The sequence below is a fragment of the Baaleninema simplex PCC 7105 genome (assembly GCF_000332355.1).
GTDB classification, from domain to species: domain Bacteria; phylum Cyanobacteriota; class Cyanobacteriia; order Cyanobacteriales; family Geitlerinemataceae; genus Baaleninema; species Baaleninema simplex.
This window is the reverse complement of the sequence record NZ_KB235959.1, coordinates 580,884-600,708: the sequence shown is the minus strand read 5'-3', so window position 1 is coordinate 600,708 and position 19,825 is coordinate 580,884. Positions and strand designations below refer to the sequence as shown.

Genomic DNA, 19,825 nt, shown 5'->3' with positions numbered 1-19,825 from the left:
GGCAGACTATCCTAAGTTTTTTAAATTAACTTATTTCTCTCTTGAGAAAAATGATATGATATAAAATTAGAACTGTTTTGGCTCGATTGATAGCTTTTTATTTTAGAATTTATCTCGATATGCTAAACAGGATTTACGTCAACAATTTTCGCTGCTTTGAAAATTTCGAGCTTAAGCTTATCGACTGTCATGCCGCTTTGCTGATTGGAAAAAATGGCTCGGGAAAATCGACGGTTATGAGCGTTCTCGAGATTTTTCAAAAAATCGGGCGCGGCACGAATCGGGTTAAAGAGATTGTAGACGTAAAAGATGCCTCGTATTATCGAACTTCGATTCCAATTCGCTTTGAAATCGAAGTTGAAATAGACGATCGAATCTATGAATATCATTTGGCCTTCGAGCGTTCCGAAAATTTTAGTGAATATCGAGTCCTTGAAGAAGCGCTAAAGGTGGACGGGGAAGCACTCTACTCTCGAGAACTCGCACAGGTGACACTTACTCGGGATGAAAGGGAAGTTCAATTTTTAGTAGATTGGCATTTAATTGCCTTGCCGATTATTCAAGAACAATCTTCATCCGATCCGCTTCGCATCTGGAAAGATTGGCTTTCACGTATTATTTTATTGTCTCCAGTTCCGCATTTAATGTTGTCAGAATCGAGTGGAGAAACGCTATATCCTAATCTTTACGCAGAGAATATCAGTAATTGGCTGACGGGTTTGTTGTCTCGTTATCCGGCATCCTATTCGGTTTTCGAGCAGTATTTGAGACAAGTCATTCCGGATTTGCGAGAATTTCGATACGAGCCGACGGGTAAATACTCTAAAGAATTAAAAGTAACTTTTGAGGGACGATCGACCTTTGAATTAAGTTTTGAAGACTTGTCAAGTGGCGAAAAATGCTTTTTTGTCGGTGCAGCCGTATTAGCTGCAAACCGAGCTTATCGTTCTCTGTTCTGTTTTTGGGACGAACCCGACAACCATTTATCTTTATCGGAAGTCGGACATTTCATAGTGTCCTTGAGAAAATCGTTTCAACAAAGTGAAAGTCAAATTTTAGTTACGTCTCACAATCCCGAGGCGATTCAAAGATTTTCTCGAGAAAATATCTTCGTGTTAGATCGAAAAAGCCATCTGGAACCGACGCTCGTTCGATTGGCAGAAGAACTCAATCTTTCGGAAGATATTATTACTTCGCTAGTTTGTGGAGATATCGAGCTTTGAGTCCGAACAAATTTAGCCCTCATCTCTTAATTTTACCAGAGGACGAAGCCACAAAAGATATTGCAAACGGCTTTCACAACAGTCTGAACGTCAATACTAGATCGCTCCAAATTTTACCATTTGCCAAAGGCACAAAAGACGTTTTTGAAAAATTTGAACACGACCATATTTCTAAAATGCGTCAGTTTCGGCAGAGACGAATTCTGCTGTTGATTGATTTTGATGATGAATTTTTTGTCAACGATCCCGATCGCTCGAACATCCAAAGACGATTGGATTATATTGACAGTCGAATTCCTTCCGATCTTAAAGAGAGAACGTTTGTTCTTGGCGTGCGAGACGAACCGGAAACTTTACGTTCGACTGTCAAGATGAGTTTCGAGACGATCGGGAACGAACTTGCTCGAGATTGTCCCCATTCTCAAAGTGAGTTGTGGAATCACGAAATGCTTCGACATAACGATCGAGAACGAGAACGGTTGATGCGATCGTGTGGAGAGTTTTTATTTGTTTAATTCAATAAGACTTTTTTGAAGAATTTAGATTTCAGAAAATGCTATATTTAAAATATATTTTCCTGGGATCGATCGATTGCTGTTTGTTGTTGAAATTAGCACGGAAGAAACGTCATGGTTGTTCGAGTTGGCCAACGTTACTACAGTCCTCAAGAGTATTTAGAACTCGAAGCACAGGCAGATTTTCGCAGTGAATATCGCGATGGGGATATCGTGCCGATGGCAGGGGGAACAACCAACCACAACGAGATCGTGACGAACTTGTGTGTGGCACTCAAGCCACAGCTTCGTACTCGGGGCTATCGGCTGTTTACGGAAAACGTGCGAATATGGATCGAACGCTATCGGATTTATACTTATCCAGATGTGATGGTGATTCCTGGGGAACCGATTTATCACGGGGCAGGTACTAGCACCGTGATAAATCCTATCCTAATCGTGGAAGTTGCGTCGAAATCCACGAAGAACTACGATCGCGGCGATAAGTTTGATTACTATTGTTCTTTACCCAGTTTTCAGGAATATCTACTCGTAGAACAGTCTCGCTGGCGGGTGTTACAGCACTTACGACAGGAAGGCGATCGATGGCTCTTGAGCGACTATGAAACTCAAAATGATGTAATAACGTTGGCTTCGCTGAATTTGCCCCTGGCGTCGAGCGATATTTACGCCGGAGTGGACTTCACCTTGTTGGAAGAAGGAACGAATATCAGTGCGGAAAATACGTGAAGAGTCGGGTGAATTTCCAGATCCCCGGCATCTTGGAGATGCCGGGGATCTCGCACTTTCCTTTTAATAAAACCCCTACCAAACGCGAATGACGCTAGGAATTTCCTTCACGTCGTCGAGTTTGGAAATGCTGTCGAGAGCTTCGCGGAAATTGCCCTCGCGAACGTGGTGGGTGACGAGAACGATTTCGGCGAGGTTGTCTCTCATCCCAGTTTGAACCACAGACTCGAGACTGACGCCGCGATCGCCGAAACAGGTTCCCAAACTTCCGATAACGCCGGGGGAATCCTGACTTAACACCCGCACGTAAAACCGACTCACCGACTCTTCAATCGGCGCGATCGCACAGTAATGTTGGTGCGTGCTACTCAACAACGGATGGGGAATCGGTTCGGTTTCTGTCTTCAAAATCGCCGCGATGTTCATCATATCCGCAACGACGGCACTGGCGGTCGCTCCTTCCCCAGCACCGGGTCCGAAAAACATCACCTGTCCGAGGGGTTCTCCTTCGACTAAAATAGCGTTGAAGACGCCATCGACACTGGCCAACGGATGGGATTTCGGCAGCAGCGTCGGATGGACTTTCAAGGCTAACTGTTGCGGCGTGTCGGTGCTGGGATCTTCGGTTACGTCTTCTTGGGCGATCGCCAACAGCTTGATGACGAAATCCAGTTTCTCCGCGTAGGCGATATCGGCGGCGGTGACGTGGCGAATTCCCTCACAGAAGACTTCTTCGAGTTTAATGCGTCCGCCAAAGGCGATCGAGGCGAGAATGGCAATTTTATCGGCGGCGTCTAATCCCTCTACGTCGGCGGTGGGATCGGCTTCGGCGTATCCCAGCTTTTGCGCGTCGGCGAGAACCGCCTCGAAATCTGCTCCCTCGTTCTTCATCCGCGTCAGGATGTAGTTCGTCGTTCCGTTGACGATTCCCGTGACGCGCTTGATGCGGTTGACGCCGAGGGCTTGTTTGAGGGGAGAAATTACGGGAATTCCACCGCCTACCGCCGCCTCTAGCATCACGTACACGCCTTTTTCGTTGGCGGCGGCGAAGATTTCGTCGCCGTGGCGAGACATTACTGCTTTGTTGGCGGTGACGATGTGTTTTCCGTGGGCGATCGCTTTGAGAATCCACGATCGCGCGGGTTCCACGCCGCCAATCAACTCGGCTACGATGTCGATTTCTGGATGGGTGACGATCTCGTCGAAATCAGTGGTGAGAACGGAGGGCGGAAACTGAATGGCGCGGGGCTTCTCGAGGCTTCTCACGCCCACTTTCGCGATTTCTAATTCCCGCATGAGGGGATGGCGTCCCTCTGGAGCGGTTAAAATTTTTGCCGTTCCCGTGCCAACTGTGCCTAATCCAAGTAAACCGACTTTATATGTCACTGTTCGCTGAAACGCCTCAATTCGACTAATTCGACTCACTCGTCATTTCGAGATGAAGATTTCCCGTTCGATGGGATTCGAACCGGGTCGAAACTGGAACGACTCGTGGCGGGTGTGGGAAAGTTCGCACTCGATCGCTCGTCGTGAGTCTGCAAGAATTCTACCCCAATATTGGGGTGTTGGTCGCCCGCCTCGCCGCGATCGCGCCCGATTTGGCGTACTGTTCGACTAGAGATCTCGCGCTGACTCGTTAGGCTGCAAGTTAGAATAATTCGGCGTTCTTTGTCGTTTACGCTCCACTTAAATAATGTCCGAGACTTCTAAACTTCGCGTTTACGTTCCCCCCCATCCTCTAATTCAAAACTGGCTCACCCTCTCGCGGGAAGCTTCGACACCGACGCCGCTGTTTCGCACGGCGATGAAGGAATTGGGACGTTGGCTTACTTACGAAGCGATTCGGGAATGGCTCCCGGTGCAGCAAGTGACGGTAAACACGCCGTTAGCTCCCTGTGAGGGAACGATGGTGCGATCGGATGTTCCGTTGGCGATCGTACCCGTTTTGCGGGCGGGTTTGGCGCTCCTCGACGGGATGCAAGAGGTGTTACCGGCGTCGTCGGTATATCACTTCGGAATGGTACGCGATGAGGAAACTTTGGAGGCTCACTGTTATCTCAACAAACTCCCCGAACGGTTTCCCAATAACACTCACGTCGTCATCAGCGAACCGATGTTGGCGACGGGGGGAACGATGACGGAAACGATGGCGCAGTTGACGAAACGGGGAATCGCCATCGAACGGGTGCGCGTGGTATCTGTCGTCGCCGCACCGCCTGCGTTACAGCGTTTGAACGAAGCTTATCCGGGGTTGGTGGTGTATACGGCTACGATCGATCCGGCGATCGACGATCGCGGGTTTATCGTTCCGGGGTTGGGGGATGCGGGCGATCGCACGTTTGGAACTTGACAACTGCAATTTGAGGGCGCAACCCGTTGAATCGCTACGAGCCCCGCGCGACACGGTACTCTAGAAATAGATGGAACTGGAGAGATAAGGTCATGAGCGATCGCAGTGGTTTTACAGGTGGTTTTTTGGCTGGAGCCGTCTTTGGTGGCGTTATCGGCGGTGTTGTTGGGGCGTTGCTGGCGTCTCGCCAATCCTCGAATACAACGTTAAACGACGACGATCGCCGCACCCTTCCCGCTGAGGGAACGCGGGGGGAACGTCTGGCGGGAAGTGAGGGTATGGAGTCGGCTCGACGTACCCTCGAAGATAAAATCGCGCAACTCAACGAAACCATCGACGACGTGCGCGAACAACTTCACGTCGTCAACGGCAATGCCAGAGGCGATCGCGAACCGTCACAACTCGAAGAACGTTAGCGGTTGCTCGCCGGTGGCGGTGGGTAAACTACCATTCATCATCGCTAAGCGATAGATAAATGGCTTTCCGTAGCCCTGAGACTGCAAAACAGCCCCGAACCTCCGGGCCGGTTTACGGCGACCCCAATCAATTCGATAACCTTGGAACCATTGTCGTCAGCATCGCCAAGCCAGCCACAATTCCCGCATCGAAACGTCTTACCCTGACGATAGGACTTTCCTTTGACCGGATGGATATGCAGGCAGTGATGGCACGTTTGGCTGCTATAAGCAGGCGGCACGGCAAGCACCAACACGCCTTCAGTTATTCCCTTGTAAGACAGAAATTGCCGCAACTGATAAAACGCCCAGCTATTCGAGCGGCGGCGTTCGGTTTGGTTGCGAGGCTGTTGGTTGGTTCGCTCTCGAATCCCGGAAAGGTCTTCGATGGCAATAAATAGGCCTTGCTGTTTCGCAAAATCGACGATCTGACGACTGATATTATGATTTAGCCATTGTTGGTAGCGTCGCTCCTTGCCCGACAGCCGTTTCAAGACCTGTCTCGCCCGACGGCGAGTTGACCTTGTGCCTTTCGAGGCTTTTTTTTGGAGCGACGCCCGAACGCGAGCGTACTTGTCTCGCTTTTCCTGAATGTCTTTGCCGTTCCAGCGCTGCCCTTTTGACGTTACGGCAATGTCGCGGCGTCCCAGATCCACACCCACAGCACTTTGCGAATCGCACATTTCTGGCGCTGACCTTTTGACCTGGATGTGGAGATAATACAGACCGTCGCGATGCTTGCACAGTTGCGCCGAAGTCGGCTTTTGTTCGCTCAGTTTCCCTTTCTGGTAAGGGGCGGCAACGATGGGGACTCGAACCCGCCCACTCGTTGTAGAAAGGCTAACCGTCCAATCGTCTTCCCGGAATGAAAACACTCTCGCATCGTAATCGACACTGGTGGGTTTGAATGCGTTGACTTCGCGCCCTTTTGCCTTTGCCGTTTTTCGGTTTGCGGCGACTCGCGCACAGGCCCGAACCGCAAGATTGGCACTCAGTCCGAAGGATTCTCGCAGTTGCCGATAGACCAACGACTGAATTGTTGTTTTGCTGGTCACAGCCGGACGAACGACAGAGTTTGTAAGGTTACAGGCTGCGGCAAATGCTTGTGCAACTCGCAAGAGGGCGGCACTTTGCTCGGCGGTGGCCTTTAACTGGCAAACGACAGTCAGGATTTGTTCCATGCGATAATTGTACTATTATTTGAGGGTTGCCGCGCAAGTCTTAAAGTTGCTGTCCCGGCATTCCTCCCGCGCTTCAATCAGAGATTAGAAGCGGAGCATCCTGCCGGGGTTTGGTGAACCGAACCTCTTACTTGAGTGGCGATCGAGTACACTGGATAAAGTGAATTGCGAACTTCACCCTGTCCAGACGCGAGTTCAACCTTTAAGATTATGTCTTCGATCGTTCTGTTGCTGACGCAAACGTTGGTTACGTTCTTAAATATTTATTTTGCTCTGCTGATTATTCGGATTCTGTTGAGCTGGTTTCCCAACGTCAACTGGTACGATCCGCCGTTCTCGATTCTCTCTCAATTAACCGATCCCTACCTCAATCTGTTTCGATCGATTATTCCTCCCTTGGGCGGTTTGGACTTTTCCCCGATTATCGCTATCTTACTGCTTCAAGTGGTTCAATCCCTGGTTCCTTCTGTCTTGATGCAGTTGGTTTAATCGGCGCTTTAATTCAGGTTGAGAAGTTTTTCCGGTTCGATCGAGGCGGCGTCTCGGTTCCGCCTCTTCTTTTTAGTTGGATTTTTATGAATATTGTTGATGATTAAAAAATCAAGTATATGGACGAGATAGGCCATATAATTATACTTATATTCTAGCGCCGAAAACGGGACGGGTCAACCCCCATCGACCGAAGCCCGATGAAGGTCGAACAAAAAAATCAAAACAATTGAATTAACGGCGAACGCGCCCCGTAAAGCCAGAAGCTTTAAACTGCTCGAATTGAAGGGGGAGCGGTTGGTTTGCGGCGACTGTAATCTGTAACTCAAAATCACTGACGCCGGGGGGAACCTCATCGATCGCCCCGAGTCGCGTGCGGTTGGGGAAAACGTTGTTATGGTTGGCGTCGTAGATGCGTCCGAAAATATCGGCGTTGACGACGGGTTTTCCCGATTTATTTTCCGCCTTTCCCGTGACGATAAAACAGTTCGCTGCTTGCATCGAACCGCTCACTACCGCCCCTTCTGAGAGGGCTGGCGGACATTCGTGATAAGAGAGATCGGAGAGTTCGACGGGAACCAAGGCGAAGGCGGTTGGCGTCCACAGCCAAGACAACACGACGATCGCACAAGTCGCGGCGATCGCTTTTAACTTTTGGAAGTTACCCATAGAAAATAACGTGAAGATACCGTGCGATCGTCAGTGTATCGCGAATCTGGAGGTGAGGTGATGAAAACAGTCACCAGTCACCAGTCACCAGTCATCAGTGATAATGAGATGATGAGATGAGGAGAACTCCCCACTCTTCACTCTTCTCTCTTTCCTCTTCACTGAAAAAGCTTCCTTGCTCCCTCTCCATCAACAACTATGTCAGCCTCTCTCCCTCCTCTCGTCCAGCAAATGCTGAAACCGGAGTTTTACCCCCATCCGGTAACGCAGGCGATCGAATTGATTCAAACTCACGTCTCCTTCGTGTTGCTGACAGGAGAGTTCGTCTACAAACTCAAGAAACCTGTCGATTTCGGCTTTCTCGATTACTCGACGCTGGAGAAACGCCGACATTTCTGTCGCGAGGAACTTCGGATGAACCGACGGGGTGCGCCAGGAATCTATTTAGACGTACTTCCAATCGTTCAAAAGGGCGATCGCTTCGTTTTGGGAGACGCATCGGGAGACGACGATGACATTGTTGAATATGCGTTGAAGATGAAGCAGTTTCCCCCGAACTGTCTGTTTGTAGATTTGCTCGATCGCGGGGAACTCACAGAACGCTTAATGGAACAGTTGGGGCGCATCGTCGCAGATTACCACGCTAACGCTCCGGTTAACGAGGAAATTCTCGAATTCGGAACGGTCGAACAAATTCGCGAAGCCATCGACGACAACTATCGCTATACGGAAAACTATATCGGGCGAGTTCAGACCCAGCAACAGTTCGACGAAACCAAAGCTTACACCGATCGCACGTTCGATCGCCATCGGGATTGGTTCGAGTCGCGGGTTCGCCAGCGCAAGATTCGCGAGTGTCACGGCGACTTACACCTTCGCAACATCGCCCTCGACGGCGATCGCATTTTACTGTTCGATTGCATCGAGTTCAACAAACCCTTTCGCTTCGTCGATGTTATGTACGACGTGGCGTTTACGGTGATGGATTGCGAAGCCAGGGGAAGGCGAGATCTCGGAAACGCGTTTCTCAACACTTACATCGAACGCACGGGCGACTGGGATGGCTTGCGAGTGTTACCGTTGTACCTGAGCCGTCAGGCTTACGTGCGAGCGAAAGTGACGTCGTTTCTCCTCGATGACGAGGCGGTATCGGAGGAGGAGAAAGCGAAAGCGGCGAAAACGGCGTCTGAGTATTATCGGTTGGCGTGGGAGTACACGCGATCGCATTCGGGGAAAATGTTCGTGATGTCGGGGTTGTCGGGTTCGGGGAAAAGTACCACAGCTCGTCAACTGGCGCGCCGTTTGGGGGCGATACAAGTGCGATCGGACGCGGTTCGCAAGCATTTAGCGGGAATTCCCCTAGACGAACGGGGAAGCGACGAGATTTATACGTTCGAGATGAGTCGCCGCACTTACGATCGCCTGGCGGAGTTGGGGGCGATGTTGGCGAAGTTGGGATGGACGGTTATTTTAGACGCGAAGTACGATCGCCGAGAGTGGCGAAAGATGGCGTGCGATCGCGCCGAAGCCGCTTCGATTCCGGTGCAGATTCTCCACTGTACCGCACCGATGTCCGTGTTGCGCGATCGACTCGATCGCCGAACGGGAGATATCGCCGACGCCACCGCCGATTTACTCGCCAGTCAACAGGCGAAAGCGGAGGGGTTTACGGAAGACGAACTCTCGAGAGTTGTGGAAATCGACACGACACAAAATCTCGAGATGCAGTTGACGTCTGTTGGCTGAACCTTTTGAGGAATTTCTCGATGAGACTTTCCTAGATCGACTTTTTCCGATCGCGTTTCAGTTAACGGTTTACAATGCGATCGGATAGAGATCTGAACCTCCCAGGTTTGAGAATTCCTGGGAAGTTCGAGGATTCGATCGATGTTTAAGCTCAGCTTAAACGCTTAATCAGGATCTGCAGGGATACCATCCATTCATACAGATAATATAGTTGAGATCGTCGTAAGTCGCCCCGGTTTCTGCCCCCAGGACTGGCGCGATCTTGGGTAAGGCGAAAGTCGTGCGACCATCACCACCGTACTTGTTCCCAAGAATACTAAACAGCGCTACATTTTGATTGATTTCTAATACTTGTCCGTTGCAAAATTCCCAATCTCTTGGCGCAAAGGTTCCCGCAAAAAGTCGAATTTCTCCAATTGTGCCTTCGTTCATACTTAATGCTCCTGAAATTGTGAAGTTTGATACAGCGAGCTTAGCTCGAGCTTCAAAAATTACGCACGATTTTTAAGGAATATTTAACACTTTCGCAAAATATTGCTGTACCTCAAAAAAAATACATAATTTGAAACAAATAAAAAAGAAAAATATAGATCGATATATTTTTCTTAATCAACTTGAAACTCAAAAAATAATGTCAAAACACGATTTAACTCTAGCAATTCAGTTTGGTTCGGCGTTTCTCATCATTTTTCTGCTGCTGGGATACGATCCGTTATTGAGTATTGTGTTAGCGATCGCCGGTGGAATTGCGGGAAGCGTTACGGTTTCTGGTTGGAACGATAAAACTGAACCAAACGAACTCAAACCTAAAATTTTTACTGAAGATAAGCTCTCTAAAACACGATGGAGTCACCCCACTCCTCTAGACAAACGTAAAACTCGTTATTTAGAAAAGCAGTACAAACATCATCGAGGTCGTCCGACGACATTCTGGGAGCGAGCTAAAAGTTGGTTGGGTTTAGAAGAAAGTGGTGAAAGTCGTAAAGCAGCATCTGAAGAAGAAAGTGAAGAAAGTCAGGAATAAAAATTTTTAGCAATCCCAATTGACTTACGGAAAGAATCACAGGCTGGAAGCCTGTACGACGCGGGGCGGGGTTTGACAGGTCTGAGATTTCGCAACTGATTTAGGATTGCTATACTTTGGAAGTGCAAAAAAACAACATAATGTTGTTCGATAAAAAATTTGGTATGAAAGATCTCCAATCCGTTGAATTTACATCGAGAAACGCCTGTAAAAAAGGTGGGCGTAGCCCACACTAATACATCTAAGAATTTATCTAACTCCCACTAATATGAACCACGAGTTCGCGAGCGTGAGAAAAGCTGCGATGTTCCCAAATGTAAATTCCCTGCCAAGTTCCTAAAACTAAACGCCCTCTAGAAACTGGAATTTGTTCGGAAGTGTGAGTAATCGCCGTGCGGATGTGGGCGGGCATATCGTCGGGACCTTCAGTGCTGTGAATGTAATGTCCGCTTTCAGGAACCAGTTTTGAGAAAAAGTTTTCTAAATCTCGTAAAACATCGGGATCGGCGTTTTCTTGGATAATCAAACTTGCTGAAGTATGGCGTAAAAACAAGGTACACAGCCCTGTTTCGATTCCCGATTCTTTAACGATATTTTGAACTTGTGAGGTGATTTTTTGTAGAGATTTTCCAGAAGTTTGAATGCGTAGAGACTTTTGATAATGTTGAGTGACAGTTGGCATGATGATTTCAGGGTTCGGCTAAGTTTGGACTTATTTTAAGGTTATGCCTGTTTCTCGAAATATTCAACAACCGCACGGGCAATCGTTTCGTTGCCGTCTTTGGCAAAGCGATGTGGAGTTTTGGGCGGTTTGAGGGGCTGTCGTAAAAAGTCCCAGTTCCCAGCAAGAAATTCCTCGTGAGAGATAATTTGATGGGGGGCGCGGTTTTGTAAGCCGTCGAGAAGCAGTTGCGCTTCGGCGAATCCTTCGCGAGTCAGGGAGACGACTGGAACCTCGAGGCGCATGGCTTCGGCGAAGGTGCTGAAACCGGGTTTAGAGACGACGCGATCGCACAGAGGCATGACATCCACTGGACGAATCCGCTGCGATCGCTCCATCCGACGTTCGATATCGAGCAGTTTGACGAGATTCGGTAAATCTGGAGCGTTGGCGTCGAACGTGAGAAACAGCCAGTCGGGAAAATGTTCGAGGACGCGGTAGGGAATTTTTTGCAGTCCCAAACCGCCGAAACTCAGTAATGCCGTGCGATCGCGCGGTGCGGTAATTCCGAGTAACTGCTGTAGTTCGTCGATGCTATAGCGAGGAGTTCCGCCAGTTAGTCCCGTGTCGGTAACGTGGGGAAAGGCGGCGAGGGGTTCGTGCATCGGGAGGCGAAACAGGCGATCGCACTGCTGAAAACATTCGCGAATCCAGTCGGCAATCTCGAGGAATTCGCCCCCCCAGTCGCGATAAATGAAGTCCCAACCGAAGTTACTCATCATCCACCCCGGAACCCCTGCAACCCGAGCGATCTTGGCGGCGAGAGGGGGAATGTCGGCGAGAACGAGTTTGACGTTGTTGAGGCGGATGAAGTTGACTTCAGCGGCAATCAGGTCGTTTTGGCGACGTCGGATGTCCTGTAGTTTCTCGAGGGTGGCGTCTCGGTCGATGTTGAGGCTGTCGGATTGAACGACTCCCACATCGAGGGCGCGAGGGCGGTAGAGAAAGTCTCCTTCGATATAGGATTCGAGCAACCAGCGGGGGGCGGTCGTCACCATCGCCACGAGAACGTCCGGGTTGAGGCGTTGGATTTCAGCGACGACGGAAGCGACACGGACGGCATGACCGAAACCGTGGTTGGTAACGGCAACGTAAAGAACGGGACGCGACATAGATTGACCCTTGGTTCGATCTCTTCACAAGACCCTTTGTGCATCGTATCGCAACGAGAAAGGTTTCAGTCGCATTCTACCGATCCCCCGTCAGAAAGGAAGTAGAGATAATGGTAGAATCGAGAGGACTTAGCTGTCGCTCGCATGGTAAAGCGAACGGCTTGCCAAGCGAAACCCTTCGATCGCCAGGTTCGAGAATTTTCTAAAATCGCCTTGGATTTGCTGGAATAAAATGCCAGAATATTGAATCGGTTGGGTTTTGCGATCGCGACCGCCTGCGACCGTGGCAGACAAATTGAAGCTTTTTTCAACAGACTGGAGTAATCGAGAATGTTAGCCCTTAAAATCACCGTTTACATCGTTGTTGCCTTTTTCGTCCTGCTGTTTATCTTCGGATTTTTGTCTAACGACCCGTCTCGGAACCCCGGTCGTCGGGATTTCGAGTAACGTCGAATTCGGCACCACTCGAACGAAAACTAGGCGGGGGGCGGTTTGCCGTACCCCCGCTTGCTATGTGGGGTCGGTGGCGAGTACCATGCTCGATCGCATCTCGTCTCACCTTATCCGTCGCTCCTATTCCCTTAAACGATGACCTACCCGGTGCAGCCTCCCGAACCGCCGCCGATCGTGAAGGTGGTTCCGTCGAAGCAATTGGCGGAACCCGAGTTTGAGTTTTCCTCGCATCGCAGCGATCGCGCGATCGATTCGCCGGAAACCGGTCAACCGCTGTCTGTAAGCCAGCCAGAGACGATCGATCCGTGGTCGGGTGTTCGCCCCGATCCCCTCGCCCCCGAGGTGAGTTGGGTCGAACCGAGTGCGAACGAACTGCTTCCACCGCAACGCTTACCCGATAAATCGGCGGTGTTGTCGGCGATGGAATCGACTGAAGACAGTGTTACGCCCCGCGACGAACCGGCCTCTTTTCCCGCGATCGAGTTTGAAGAACGGGTTCCCGATCGCGAAATTGAAGATTCCGAACTTGACGAGATCGAAAACGGCGATCGCGAAATTGAAGATTCCGAACTTGACGAGATCGAAAACGGCGATCGCGAAATTGAAGATTCCGAACTCGACGAGATCGAAAACGGCGATCGCGAAATTGAAGATTCCGAACTTGACGAGATCGAAAACGGCGATCGCGTAACGGACGACACTTCCCCAGACAAACAACCCAACGCCCCAACAGTAGACGGTTCGAGTTTGCAAGAACCCCTCGAACTCGAAACCCCCATCGAAGTAACCGCAGACTATCAAGAATTCGACGACGATCGCCAAATTTTCACGGCGACGGGAAACGTGGTCATGCGCTACCGAGACGCCGTCATCGATGCCGACTGGCTGCAAGTCAACTTACTCACGCGCATGGCTCGAGCCGAAGGAAACGTCGCCCTAACGCAACCCGGACAGGTCTTGCGCGGCGAGTTATTTCGCTACAACTTCGTTCAAGAAATCGGAACCATCGACCAGGCGCGAGGGGAAATCAGCAGTTTGACGCGAGTACAGACCGCAACGCCCCAAAACGCCCCGACCGCCGTACCGTCAGTCAATACCCTACTACCCGTCGATATCGCCGCGCGAGGGCTGTCTGACGCCCCCCAGAGCGATCGTATTGCCCGAGAACAGCCTCTCAACGTCGCTCGCGGGGGAGAAGTCCAAATCGGTGTCGGTGCCGGCCGCGGCTACCAAGACGCCGAAGGCGGGGGAACCATCAACAGCTTCCGCTTCGAGGCCGAACAGGTCGAATTTACCCCCGACGGTTGGGTCGGAACGGAAGTTCGCATCACCAACGATCCGTTTTCACCGCCCGAATTAGAAATCCGAGCCGATCGCGCCACGCTGACGCCGATCGATCCCCTCCGAGACGAGTTGCTGTTGAGTCGTCCTCGTTTGGTGTTCGACGGCGGGTTTTCCCTTCCCATTCTCAAGCGCCGTTACGTTATCGATCGCCGGGAACGCCAGCAACCGTTTTTAGAATTCGGATTCGATCGCGAAGATCGCGGCGGTTTCTTTATCCAGCGTTCCTTTACCGTCATCGACACCCCTCGTTTCTCCCTGCGCGTCGCCCCTCAATATTTCGTGCAGCAGGGGTACGACGAGCGGGATTTACTAGACTTAGACCAGTTCGGCAGTCTGTTTCGCCTCCAGTCGCTCCTCTCGCCGACGACGACCTTGCGAGCCGAAGGAAGTCTCACGAGTTTGGATTTCGGCAATTTCGACGCCGACGACGACCTACGAGCCAGCGTCCGCTTGTCCCAAAAAGTCGCCAACCACACCCTGACAGGCGAGTACAGTTTCCGCAACCGTCTGTTTAACGGTTCTCTCGGCTTTCAAACCGTTCACAGTAGCATTGGTGCCGTTTTGACATCGCCTCGGTTGATGTTAGGACGAACGGGCATCAATCTCGAATATCAGTTAGGAGTGAACCGAGTCGAGGCGGATACGGACGATTTAGACTTACTCGAGCCGATTCGAGACAACAACCGGGCGACCTTGACGCGATTTCAAGGCAGTTTCGTGGCGCGTCGCGGTTTTACACTGTGGCAGGGCGAAGCACTTCCGGCCACGGCTGAGGAAGGGTTGCGGTTTTCTCCGATTCCCGTGGTTCCTTTCGTGCGCTTTTATTTAGGAGGGCGAGGGATCGGCAGTTTTTACAGCAACGGCGATTCAGAGATTTCGTTACGAGGGACAGCGGGATTCGAGGCGCAGTTCGGGCATTTTTCGCGAAATTTCCTCGATTACACGGCATTTAACCTCGAGTATTCGGAAACGTTGCAAGAAGGCGAGTCGCCCTTTTTCTTCGATCGCACCGCCGATCGCCGCGTGTTGCGGTTTGGCTTTACTCAACAGCTCGTCGGACCGTTCCGCTTTGGGGTTCAAGCCTCGTTGAACCTGGATTCGGGCGAAAACTTCAGTACGAATTTAGTACTGGAGTACAGTCGCCGCACGCACGGTATTACGTTATTGGTCAACCCGGAACGGGAAATCGGCTCGCTGACGTTTCGGATTAGCGATTTCGACTGGAACGGCAACACGGGGGCGTTTAGCGATACGGAAACCTGTGAAGTTATGGGTGGACTGCGCTGCGTAAGATAATATCGAACGTGCGTGGGGTGCGCGATCTCTCGGGAAATCGTACATCGTCTTTGGAACAATATGACGCGCGATACAGCGGCGATCGAGGCGATTGCTTTATTGAAGTACTACAGTTTCGACCTCGGGGGGGAAACCGCCGAGGAGTTCGTCGATCGCTGGCTCGGCGGCGTTCCGGCCGCTTGGCTGCGCTTGTCGGTGTTAGAAGCCCTCTATCAAGGGCGTTATAAAGGAATTTCCGTCGAACACTTACTGCAACTGTGGCTGCGGCGGGAGAGTCCGTTTCAACATTACAGTTACGAATTCGAGCGCTTGGTGTGCGATCGCCTCCCTGGAATGCCCGCCCCCCCTCTAGAAGAGGTTCCCGAGATTCCCACGGCTGAAGAAGTCGAGACCGCAGACCAACCTGAAGAGAAAGCCCCCTCTCTGACGCCTCAGCCTCAAATCGATCGCTTTACGCCGTCGCTAGATAGTTCTCAACTTCACTCGAAATTAAAAAACTTTGCCCATCGCGATGAGGTGTCTGACTCTCGCGAGGAGAATGCTGAAGAGGAGCTAAGCTAGTTGCCCCATATCACATTTATGCAATTTTGTCAACTAAAATGTGGTGATTTCCGAAGTGGGGGCGATCGCAAACCTCCACGATCGCAAAAGGGAGAGCTGTGATAAGCCCTCCCTTTTATCGAACTCGAGCGATCGAATTCTAGAGAATCGTATTAAACCCTAATTCCTAGAACTTGAAGGTCGTCCGAAGAGTTGCCACCCAATGGGCATCGTTTTCGTCGTTGTGTTCCGGCGAAGTCACGACAAAGAAGCCCGGCGTGATGGCGATGTTGTCGGTGAGTTGGTAACGATAGAAGGCTTCGATGTGCAGGGACGTATCGTCGTCTTCTTCCCCGATCAGGGTCGAGCTAGAACGCTCGATGCGAGTCGCTTGCGGGGGAACGCCGACGATCACACCAGCCAAGTTCCCTTCACCACCGAGATCGGGTACCGACAGCGCCAGAGCGTAGTTGATCACGTCTGCTTTGTCGTCTTCTTCAAAGCCGTCGCCATCGCTCTCGGCACGCGCCCAAGTGAAACCGAACCAACCGGAGAGGTCGACCGGACCGAGACCCACCAAGAACTGACCGCCGACGGAGTCAGAGGAGGTAGCCACGAGGTCGCCAAACGGACTTTGGGCGCTCAAGCTACCAGTGCTTCCGGTCAAGTTAACCGTACCGCCAGGAGCGTAATAGTGTTGGTAGAATACGCCCACTTCGATGTCGTCGTTGACGGCGTAACTGGCGTTAGCAAACGCACCGTATTCGCCGTTAAACAGACCTTCTTTGCGTTCGGGGCTGTTGGCGACGTTGGCCAAGTAACCGACATCGAATTGGAAGGCGTCGAATTTCGCTTGGATGCCGATCCCTTCGCCACTGTCAGACTGACGCATGATCGGGTTGAGGCGACCGAAGCGAGACACCGCACCGCTACCACTGCTTACCAGAGGCGTCACTTCGTTGATGAAGTCGCGAGCTTCAAAGCTGTTAGCAGCCAAGAAGACGTTGACGTTATCGCCGACGGGGAAGCGGTAGAACAAATCGTCGATTTGGACATCGCTACCGGAGTCGCCGTCGAAGCCGAGACGGGTCATGTCGGTGCCGGTGACGCCGTCGTCGAACGGAACCGTGCTGCGAGCTTGCAGGCGAGTCCGCAGTAAGTCGCGTCCGGTGAAGCTAGTATCGAAGTTCAGACGAGCGCGGTAAGCAAACTGAGTTTGCGTGGGATCGTCGCCGTCGTTGTCGTCGTCGAAGTCGACTTCTTCGCCAAAGCTGTCGTTGATCGAGAAGATGACTTCACCACCGAGTTTGGTGGTCGTCGAGAACTGGTTGGCTTCGAGTTCGGCCACGCGAGCTTCTAAGCCGTCAACCCGTCCGCGCAGGGCGGCCAGTTCAGCAGCGAATTCTTCTTGCAAGCGGCGGATCGTTATTAAGTCTTCCGGGTCGATGGCTTCTCCACCACCGATGAGGGCGACGATTTGATCCAAACAAGCGTTCACACCCGCAGCGAATTCGTAACGGGTCATGAAGCTGTTACCGCGATAGGTACCGTCGGGATAACCGGCGATACAACCGTAACGTTCGACCAGCGATTGCAGTGCCTGGAACGCCCAGTCCGTCGGCTGAACGTCGGACAGTTGGGACACTGAGGTCACTTGGTCGAGGTTCTCGGTCAGTTCGTAGGCCGACAGTTCGTCGACGGAAACGTTCTGTGCCAGTTGTTGCGGGGTCTCGAGGCTGCTGACTTCACTGAGACCTTTAGAAGTCGACAGAACCTGAGCGGATTTTTGGCTTTGGGTTGCTGTCGCTTCTTTGGCCGAGGCATCGGTTGCCCAAGCCAGAGAGACGAGTCCTACGAGTAGAGGGGAGACTCGCAGGAGGGATCTCAACATTGTTTGATTCGTTCGTTCTTTCACTCTCACACCTGTGAACGTTCTGCAAAAGTTAACAAATTCTCGAAGGCCAACTCTTTTGCGGACTCTAGGCAACAGTTCTAAACGGAACCAAAATATGGAACCTAGCTGTACTCAGGGTACGCTCAGAGTATCACCGGCAGGTTAACGGAATGTTATCTCTGCCAGAGGCGAGAATTATCTCGCGTAGGTCGCGTCGAGCGAGCGGGGAATTGCCGCGCGTCTACCTTCTCGAGTTTTGCAGGAGTATCCTACTATTTTACTACGATCGACTCGGTCTGTGTGGATCGAGCGCAGTGAAAATCGAGCGATCGCTTTGGGTCATCGTACGGTCTTCCTCCGAATAGATAACCGATCTCGAACGCGAGTGTCAAGAGACGATCGCATCTCTAAAGCTCTTGCAAACTGGGGGTTTGGCGCGATATTCCGAGAAGCGCTCCCGTTCCAAATAAAATACAACGATATCCGTAACGCCATGCTTGACTTTCGACCGATGTTTCGAGGGTTCGACGTTTCTCGCCGTCCTTCTCCCTGGCAAGTGCTTCTATTACTGTTGTGCTGTTGGGGTCTGTGGTGGGGGAGTGGATTGCCCGCACGGGCAGCGATCGAGACGTATCCCGACCCGGCTCGCGGCGAGATCGTGGTGCGATCGCTGCAAAGCCTCAGAGATATCCGCGATGGCAGTTGGCAGCTCGTTTTGTTCGAGCGTCGGACTCCCACGGAGCTTCAGGGGATCTTCTTGCGAGTGGTGGGATTTCCCGGTCGGAGGATCGATCGCGACGTTCCGTTACAGGTCGATGCAGCCACCGGTCGATCTTGGCAAGTCCGCGATCGCTCGGCCTCGGCATCGACCGACGAGCCGTTGCCGTCCAACATCGTCCAGTACGACTTCGAGGCGATCGCGCGGCAGCTCTCGACCGATACAGCACTACGGCTGTCGTTTTCCGTTCTCGGCGATCGTCGTCCCGTCGAAATTCCCGTTCCTCCCTTCGTTGTGCGCGAATGGCGCACTCTGCTGTTCGAGATCGCTCCCTCCGTCGATCCTCAGTTTTAACGACGTGATTTAACGACCTCAACGACCGACGAAAATCGGGTTTCTCAGACCCGTTGCGCGATCGCCACGGCTGTTGGCATTTCCGTCCCCACTTGCCGCGTTCGATAAAAGTTGGCGTTGTCCAGTTTGGCCCCTTGCAGCTTGGCGTGAGTGAGGTCGGCGTAGGCGAGATCGGCATTTTGCAAATCGGCTCTCTCGAGATTCGCCCCGCGCAGGTTCGCCCCTCGTAAGTTCGCATCGACCAATTTCGCCTCCGTCAGATCGGCGTGGGCGAGGTTGGCGTTGTCCAGTTTCACCCCTCGAAGGTTCGATCGCGCCAACGTCGCCTCTCCCAAATTCATCGCCGTCAACACAGCATCTTCGAGGTTCGCCTCGCTAAAATCGATCCCGTCGAGATAGATTTCCGGTTCCGTCAAATCCACCCCAGCCAAATCGATTCCCACGAACGATCGCACGCCCGACTCGTACTGTTGCCAAAACTGGTTCGCGCGATCGCCGGCTGCGCCGTCGCCGGGTAACGGCAGAATTTCAGTCGCCCCGTTACTGCCGTTGGCGTCAACCAGGTGTCGACCGCTCTGGGCGGCGATCGCGGCAATTTGGGCGGCCAAATCCTTCATTTGCCCTTCCAGACTTGACACAGCCGCCATCGGTCGCTCCACGTTGGCTTGTAACGCTTGCACTTGCGTTTCCAACGGGGCGATATCGAAAGACGCCATCGCCATCGGAGTCGCCGTGTTCGAGAGGGTTTCCTCGCGCAAATCTTGCACTTGTAACTCAACTTGACGTTCGACTGCGAGCCGAGACTCAGCAATGCGCGCGATCGTCTGTTGCTGCATCCGATCTTGGTGACGTTGTCGATTGACGAAATTCATCACCAAAGCCAGCGTCACCGGGGCAGCAACATACGTTATCTGTTGAAACGCGAACCCCGCTCCCGTTCCCAAAACTGCCCCCACGAGGGACAATCCTTCCACCGTATCGAGCCAATGGTCAGAACGTTTTTCACTCATAA

Annotated in this window: 21 protein-coding genes; 12 read left to right on the top strand and 9 right to left on the bottom strand. The window is 51.8% G+C overall.

Annotated features, from left to right (window positions below; translation table 11 throughout):
- Window positions 1–119: 119 nt before the first annotated feature.
- The 3 genes from GEI7105_RS0122580 to GEI7105_RS0122570 all read left to right on the top strand — a co-directional run bounded on the left by GEI7105_RS0122580 (window position 120) and on the right by GEI7105_RS0122570 (window position 2,467).
- Complete coding sequence (locus GEI7105_RS0122580; protein ID WP_017662682.1) at window positions 120–1,223, top strand: AAA family ATPase; 1,104 nt, start codon at window positions 120–122, stop codon at window positions 1,221–1,223.
- Window positions 1,220–1,738: a hypothetical protein gene (locus GEI7105_RS0122575; RefSeq protein WP_017662681.1), complete on the top strand. Its 519-nt coding sequence runs from the start codon at window positions 1,220–1,222 to the stop codon at window positions 1,736–1,738. The genes GEI7105_RS0122580 and GEI7105_RS0122575 overlap by 4 nt, the downstream gene beginning before the upstream one ends.
- A gap of 114 nt (window positions 1,739–1,852) precedes the next feature.
- Window positions 1,853–2,467, top strand: a complete 615-nt coding sequence (locus GEI7105_RS0122570) for a Uma2 family endonuclease (RefSeq protein ID WP_017662680.1) — start codon at window positions 1,853–1,855, stop codon at window positions 2,465–2,467.
- A 75-nt stretch (window positions 2,468–2,542) separates the two neighbouring features.
- Here the strand turns inward: GEI7105_RS0122570 and GEI7105_RS0122565 are convergent, their stop codons facing one another.
- Window positions 2,543–3,853: a homoserine dehydrogenase gene (locus tag GEI7105_RS0122565; protein ID WP_026097881.1), complete on the bottom strand. Its 1,311-nt coding sequence runs from the start codon at window positions 3,851–3,853 to the stop codon at window positions 2,543–2,545.
- Between the two features lie 307 nt (window positions 3,854–4,160).
- Here GEI7105_RS0122565 and upp point away from each other — a divergent pair, with 307 nt between their 5' ends.
- Together upp and GEI7105_RS0122550 are read left to right on the top strand one after the other, a co-directional pair.
- Window positions 4,161–4,817, top strand: a complete 657-nt coding sequence (gene upp / locus GEI7105_RS0122555; protein WP_017662677.1) for a uracil phosphoribosyltransferase — start codon at window positions 4,161–4,163, stop codon at window positions 4,815–4,817.
- Between the two features lie 92 nt (window positions 4,818–4,909).
- A complete protein-coding gene (locus GEI7105_RS0122550) occupies window positions 4,910–5,233 on the top strand; it encodes a ssl2009 family thylakoid membrane protein (RefSeq protein ID WP_017662676.1) in 324 nt (107 codons plus the stop codon).
- Between the two features lie 44 nt (window positions 5,234–5,277).
- On the opposite strand, the gene GEI7105_RS0122545 is transcribed toward GEI7105_RS0122550, so the two are convergent.
- Window positions 5,278–6,453 carry an RNA-guided endonuclease InsQ/TnpB family protein gene (locus GEI7105_RS0122545; protein ID WP_017662675.1) on the bottom strand — a complete coding sequence of 392 codons (1,176 nt, stop codon included), beginning with the start codon at window positions 6,451–6,453 and terminating at the stop codon, window positions 5,278–5,280.
- 210 nt (window positions 6,454–6,663) lie between these two features.
- On the opposite strand from GEI7105_RS0122545, the gene GEI7105_RS0122540 reads away from it, so the two are divergent.
- The gene (locus tag GEI7105_RS0122540; protein ID WP_017662674.1) at window positions 6,664–6,942 is read left to right on the top strand and encodes a YggT family protein; all 279 of its coding nucleotides are present in this window, start codon (window positions 6,664–6,666) and stop codon (window positions 6,940–6,942) included.
- Window positions 6,943–7,176: 234 nt separating this feature from the next.
- On the opposite strand, the gene GEI7105_RS0122535 is transcribed toward GEI7105_RS0122540, so the two are convergent.
- Window positions 7,177–7,611, bottom strand: coding sequence for a hypothetical protein (locus GEI7105_RS0122535; RefSeq protein WP_017662673.1), 435 nt, complete (start codon window positions 7,609–7,611; stop codon window positions 7,177–7,179).
- 198 nt (window positions 7,612–7,809) lie between these two features.
- On the opposite strand from GEI7105_RS0122535, the gene GEI7105_RS0122530 reads away from it, so the two are divergent.
- Window positions 7,810–9,357, top strand: a complete 1,548-nt coding sequence (locus tag GEI7105_RS0122530) for a bifunctional aminoglycoside phosphotransferase/ATP-binding protein (RefSeq protein ID WP_026097879.1) — start codon at window positions 7,810–7,812, stop codon at window positions 9,355–9,357.
- A gap of 168 nt (window positions 9,358–9,525) precedes the next feature.
- Here the strand turns inward: GEI7105_RS0122530 and GEI7105_RS0122520 are convergent, their stop codons facing one another.
- Entirely contained in the window at window positions 9,526–9,789 is a 264-nt protein-coding gene (locus tag GEI7105_RS0122520) for a phage tail protein (protein WP_017662670.1), read from the bottom strand.
- A 130-nt stretch (window positions 9,790–9,919) separates the two neighbouring features.
- Here GEI7105_RS0122520 and GEI7105_RS0122515 point away from each other — a divergent pair, with 130 nt between their 5' ends.
- Window positions 9,920–10,381, top strand: a complete 462-nt coding sequence (locus tag GEI7105_RS0122515; protein ID WP_144053987.1) for a hypothetical protein — start codon at window positions 9,920–9,922, stop codon at window positions 10,379–10,381.
- Window positions 10,382–10,634: 253 nt separating this feature from the next.
- Here the strand turns inward: GEI7105_RS0122515 and GEI7105_RS0122510 are convergent, their stop codons facing one another.
- From GEI7105_RS0122510 to GEI7105_RS38750, 3 genes are all read right to left on the bottom strand, one after another.
- Entirely contained in the window at window positions 10,635–11,063 is a 429-nt protein-coding gene (locus tag GEI7105_RS0122510) for a secondary thiamine-phosphate synthase enzyme YjbQ (RefSeq protein WP_017662668.1), read from the bottom strand.
- Between the two features lie 41 nt (window positions 11,064–11,104).
- Window positions 11,105–12,214, bottom strand: a complete 1,110-nt coding sequence (locus GEI7105_RS0122505; protein WP_017662667.1) for a hypothetical protein — start codon at window positions 12,212–12,214, stop codon at window positions 11,105–11,107.
- Between the two features lie 129 nt (window positions 12,215–12,343).
- Window positions 12,344–12,508: a hypothetical protein gene (locus tag GEI7105_RS38750; protein WP_017662666.1), complete on the bottom strand. Its 165-nt coding sequence runs from the start codon at window positions 12,506–12,508 to the stop codon at window positions 12,344–12,346.
- Between the two features lie 36 nt (window positions 12,509–12,544).
- Here GEI7105_RS38750 and GEI7105_RS0122495 point away from each other — a divergent pair, with 36 nt between their 5' ends.
- From GEI7105_RS0122495 to GEI7105_RS33850, 3 genes are all read left to right on the top strand, one after another.
- Window positions 12,545–12,661, top strand: a complete 117-nt coding sequence (locus GEI7105_RS0122495; RefSeq protein WP_017662665.1) for a photosystem II reaction center protein I — start codon at window positions 12,545–12,547, stop codon at window positions 12,659–12,661.
- Window positions 12,662–12,802: 141 nt separating this feature from the next.
- Window positions 12,803–15,307, top strand: coding sequence for a DUF3769 domain-containing protein (locus GEI7105_RS0122490; RefSeq protein ID WP_017662664.1), 2,505 nt, complete (start codon window positions 12,803–12,805; stop codon window positions 15,305–15,307).
- Between the two features lie 60 nt (window positions 15,308–15,367).
- The gene (locus GEI7105_RS33850; RefSeq protein ID WP_017662663.1) at window positions 15,368–15,868 is read left to right on the top strand and encodes a hypothetical protein; all 501 of its coding nucleotides are present in this window, start codon (window positions 15,368–15,370) and stop codon (window positions 15,866–15,868) included.
- A gap of 166 nt (window positions 15,869–16,034) precedes the next feature.
- On the opposite strand, the gene GEI7105_RS0122480 is transcribed toward GEI7105_RS33850, so the two are convergent.
- The gene (locus tag GEI7105_RS0122480) at window positions 16,035–17,738 is read right to left on the bottom strand and encodes an iron uptake porin (RefSeq protein WP_035493839.1); all 1,704 of its coding nucleotides are present in this window, start codon (window positions 17,736–17,738) and stop codon (window positions 16,035–16,037) included.
- A gap of 496 nt (window positions 17,739–18,234) precedes the next feature.
- Here GEI7105_RS0122480 and GEI7105_RS33845 point away from each other — a divergent pair, with 496 nt between their 5' ends.
- On the top strand, window positions 18,235–18,813 hold the full coding sequence (locus tag GEI7105_RS33845) for a DUF3122 domain-containing protein (protein WP_144053986.1): 579 nt from the start codon (window positions 18,235–18,237) through the stop codon (window positions 18,811–18,813).
- 44 nt (window positions 18,814–18,857) lie between these two features.
- Here the strand turns inward: GEI7105_RS33845 and GEI7105_RS39310 are convergent, their stop codons facing one another.
- Window positions 18,858–19,823 (bottom strand): pentapeptide repeat-containing protein, encoded by a 966-nt coding sequence (locus GEI7105_RS39310; RefSeq protein ID WP_017662660.1) that lies wholly within the window; start codon window positions 19,821–19,823, stop codon window positions 18,858–18,860.
- Between the last annotated feature and the right edge of the window lie 2 nt (window positions 19,824–19,825).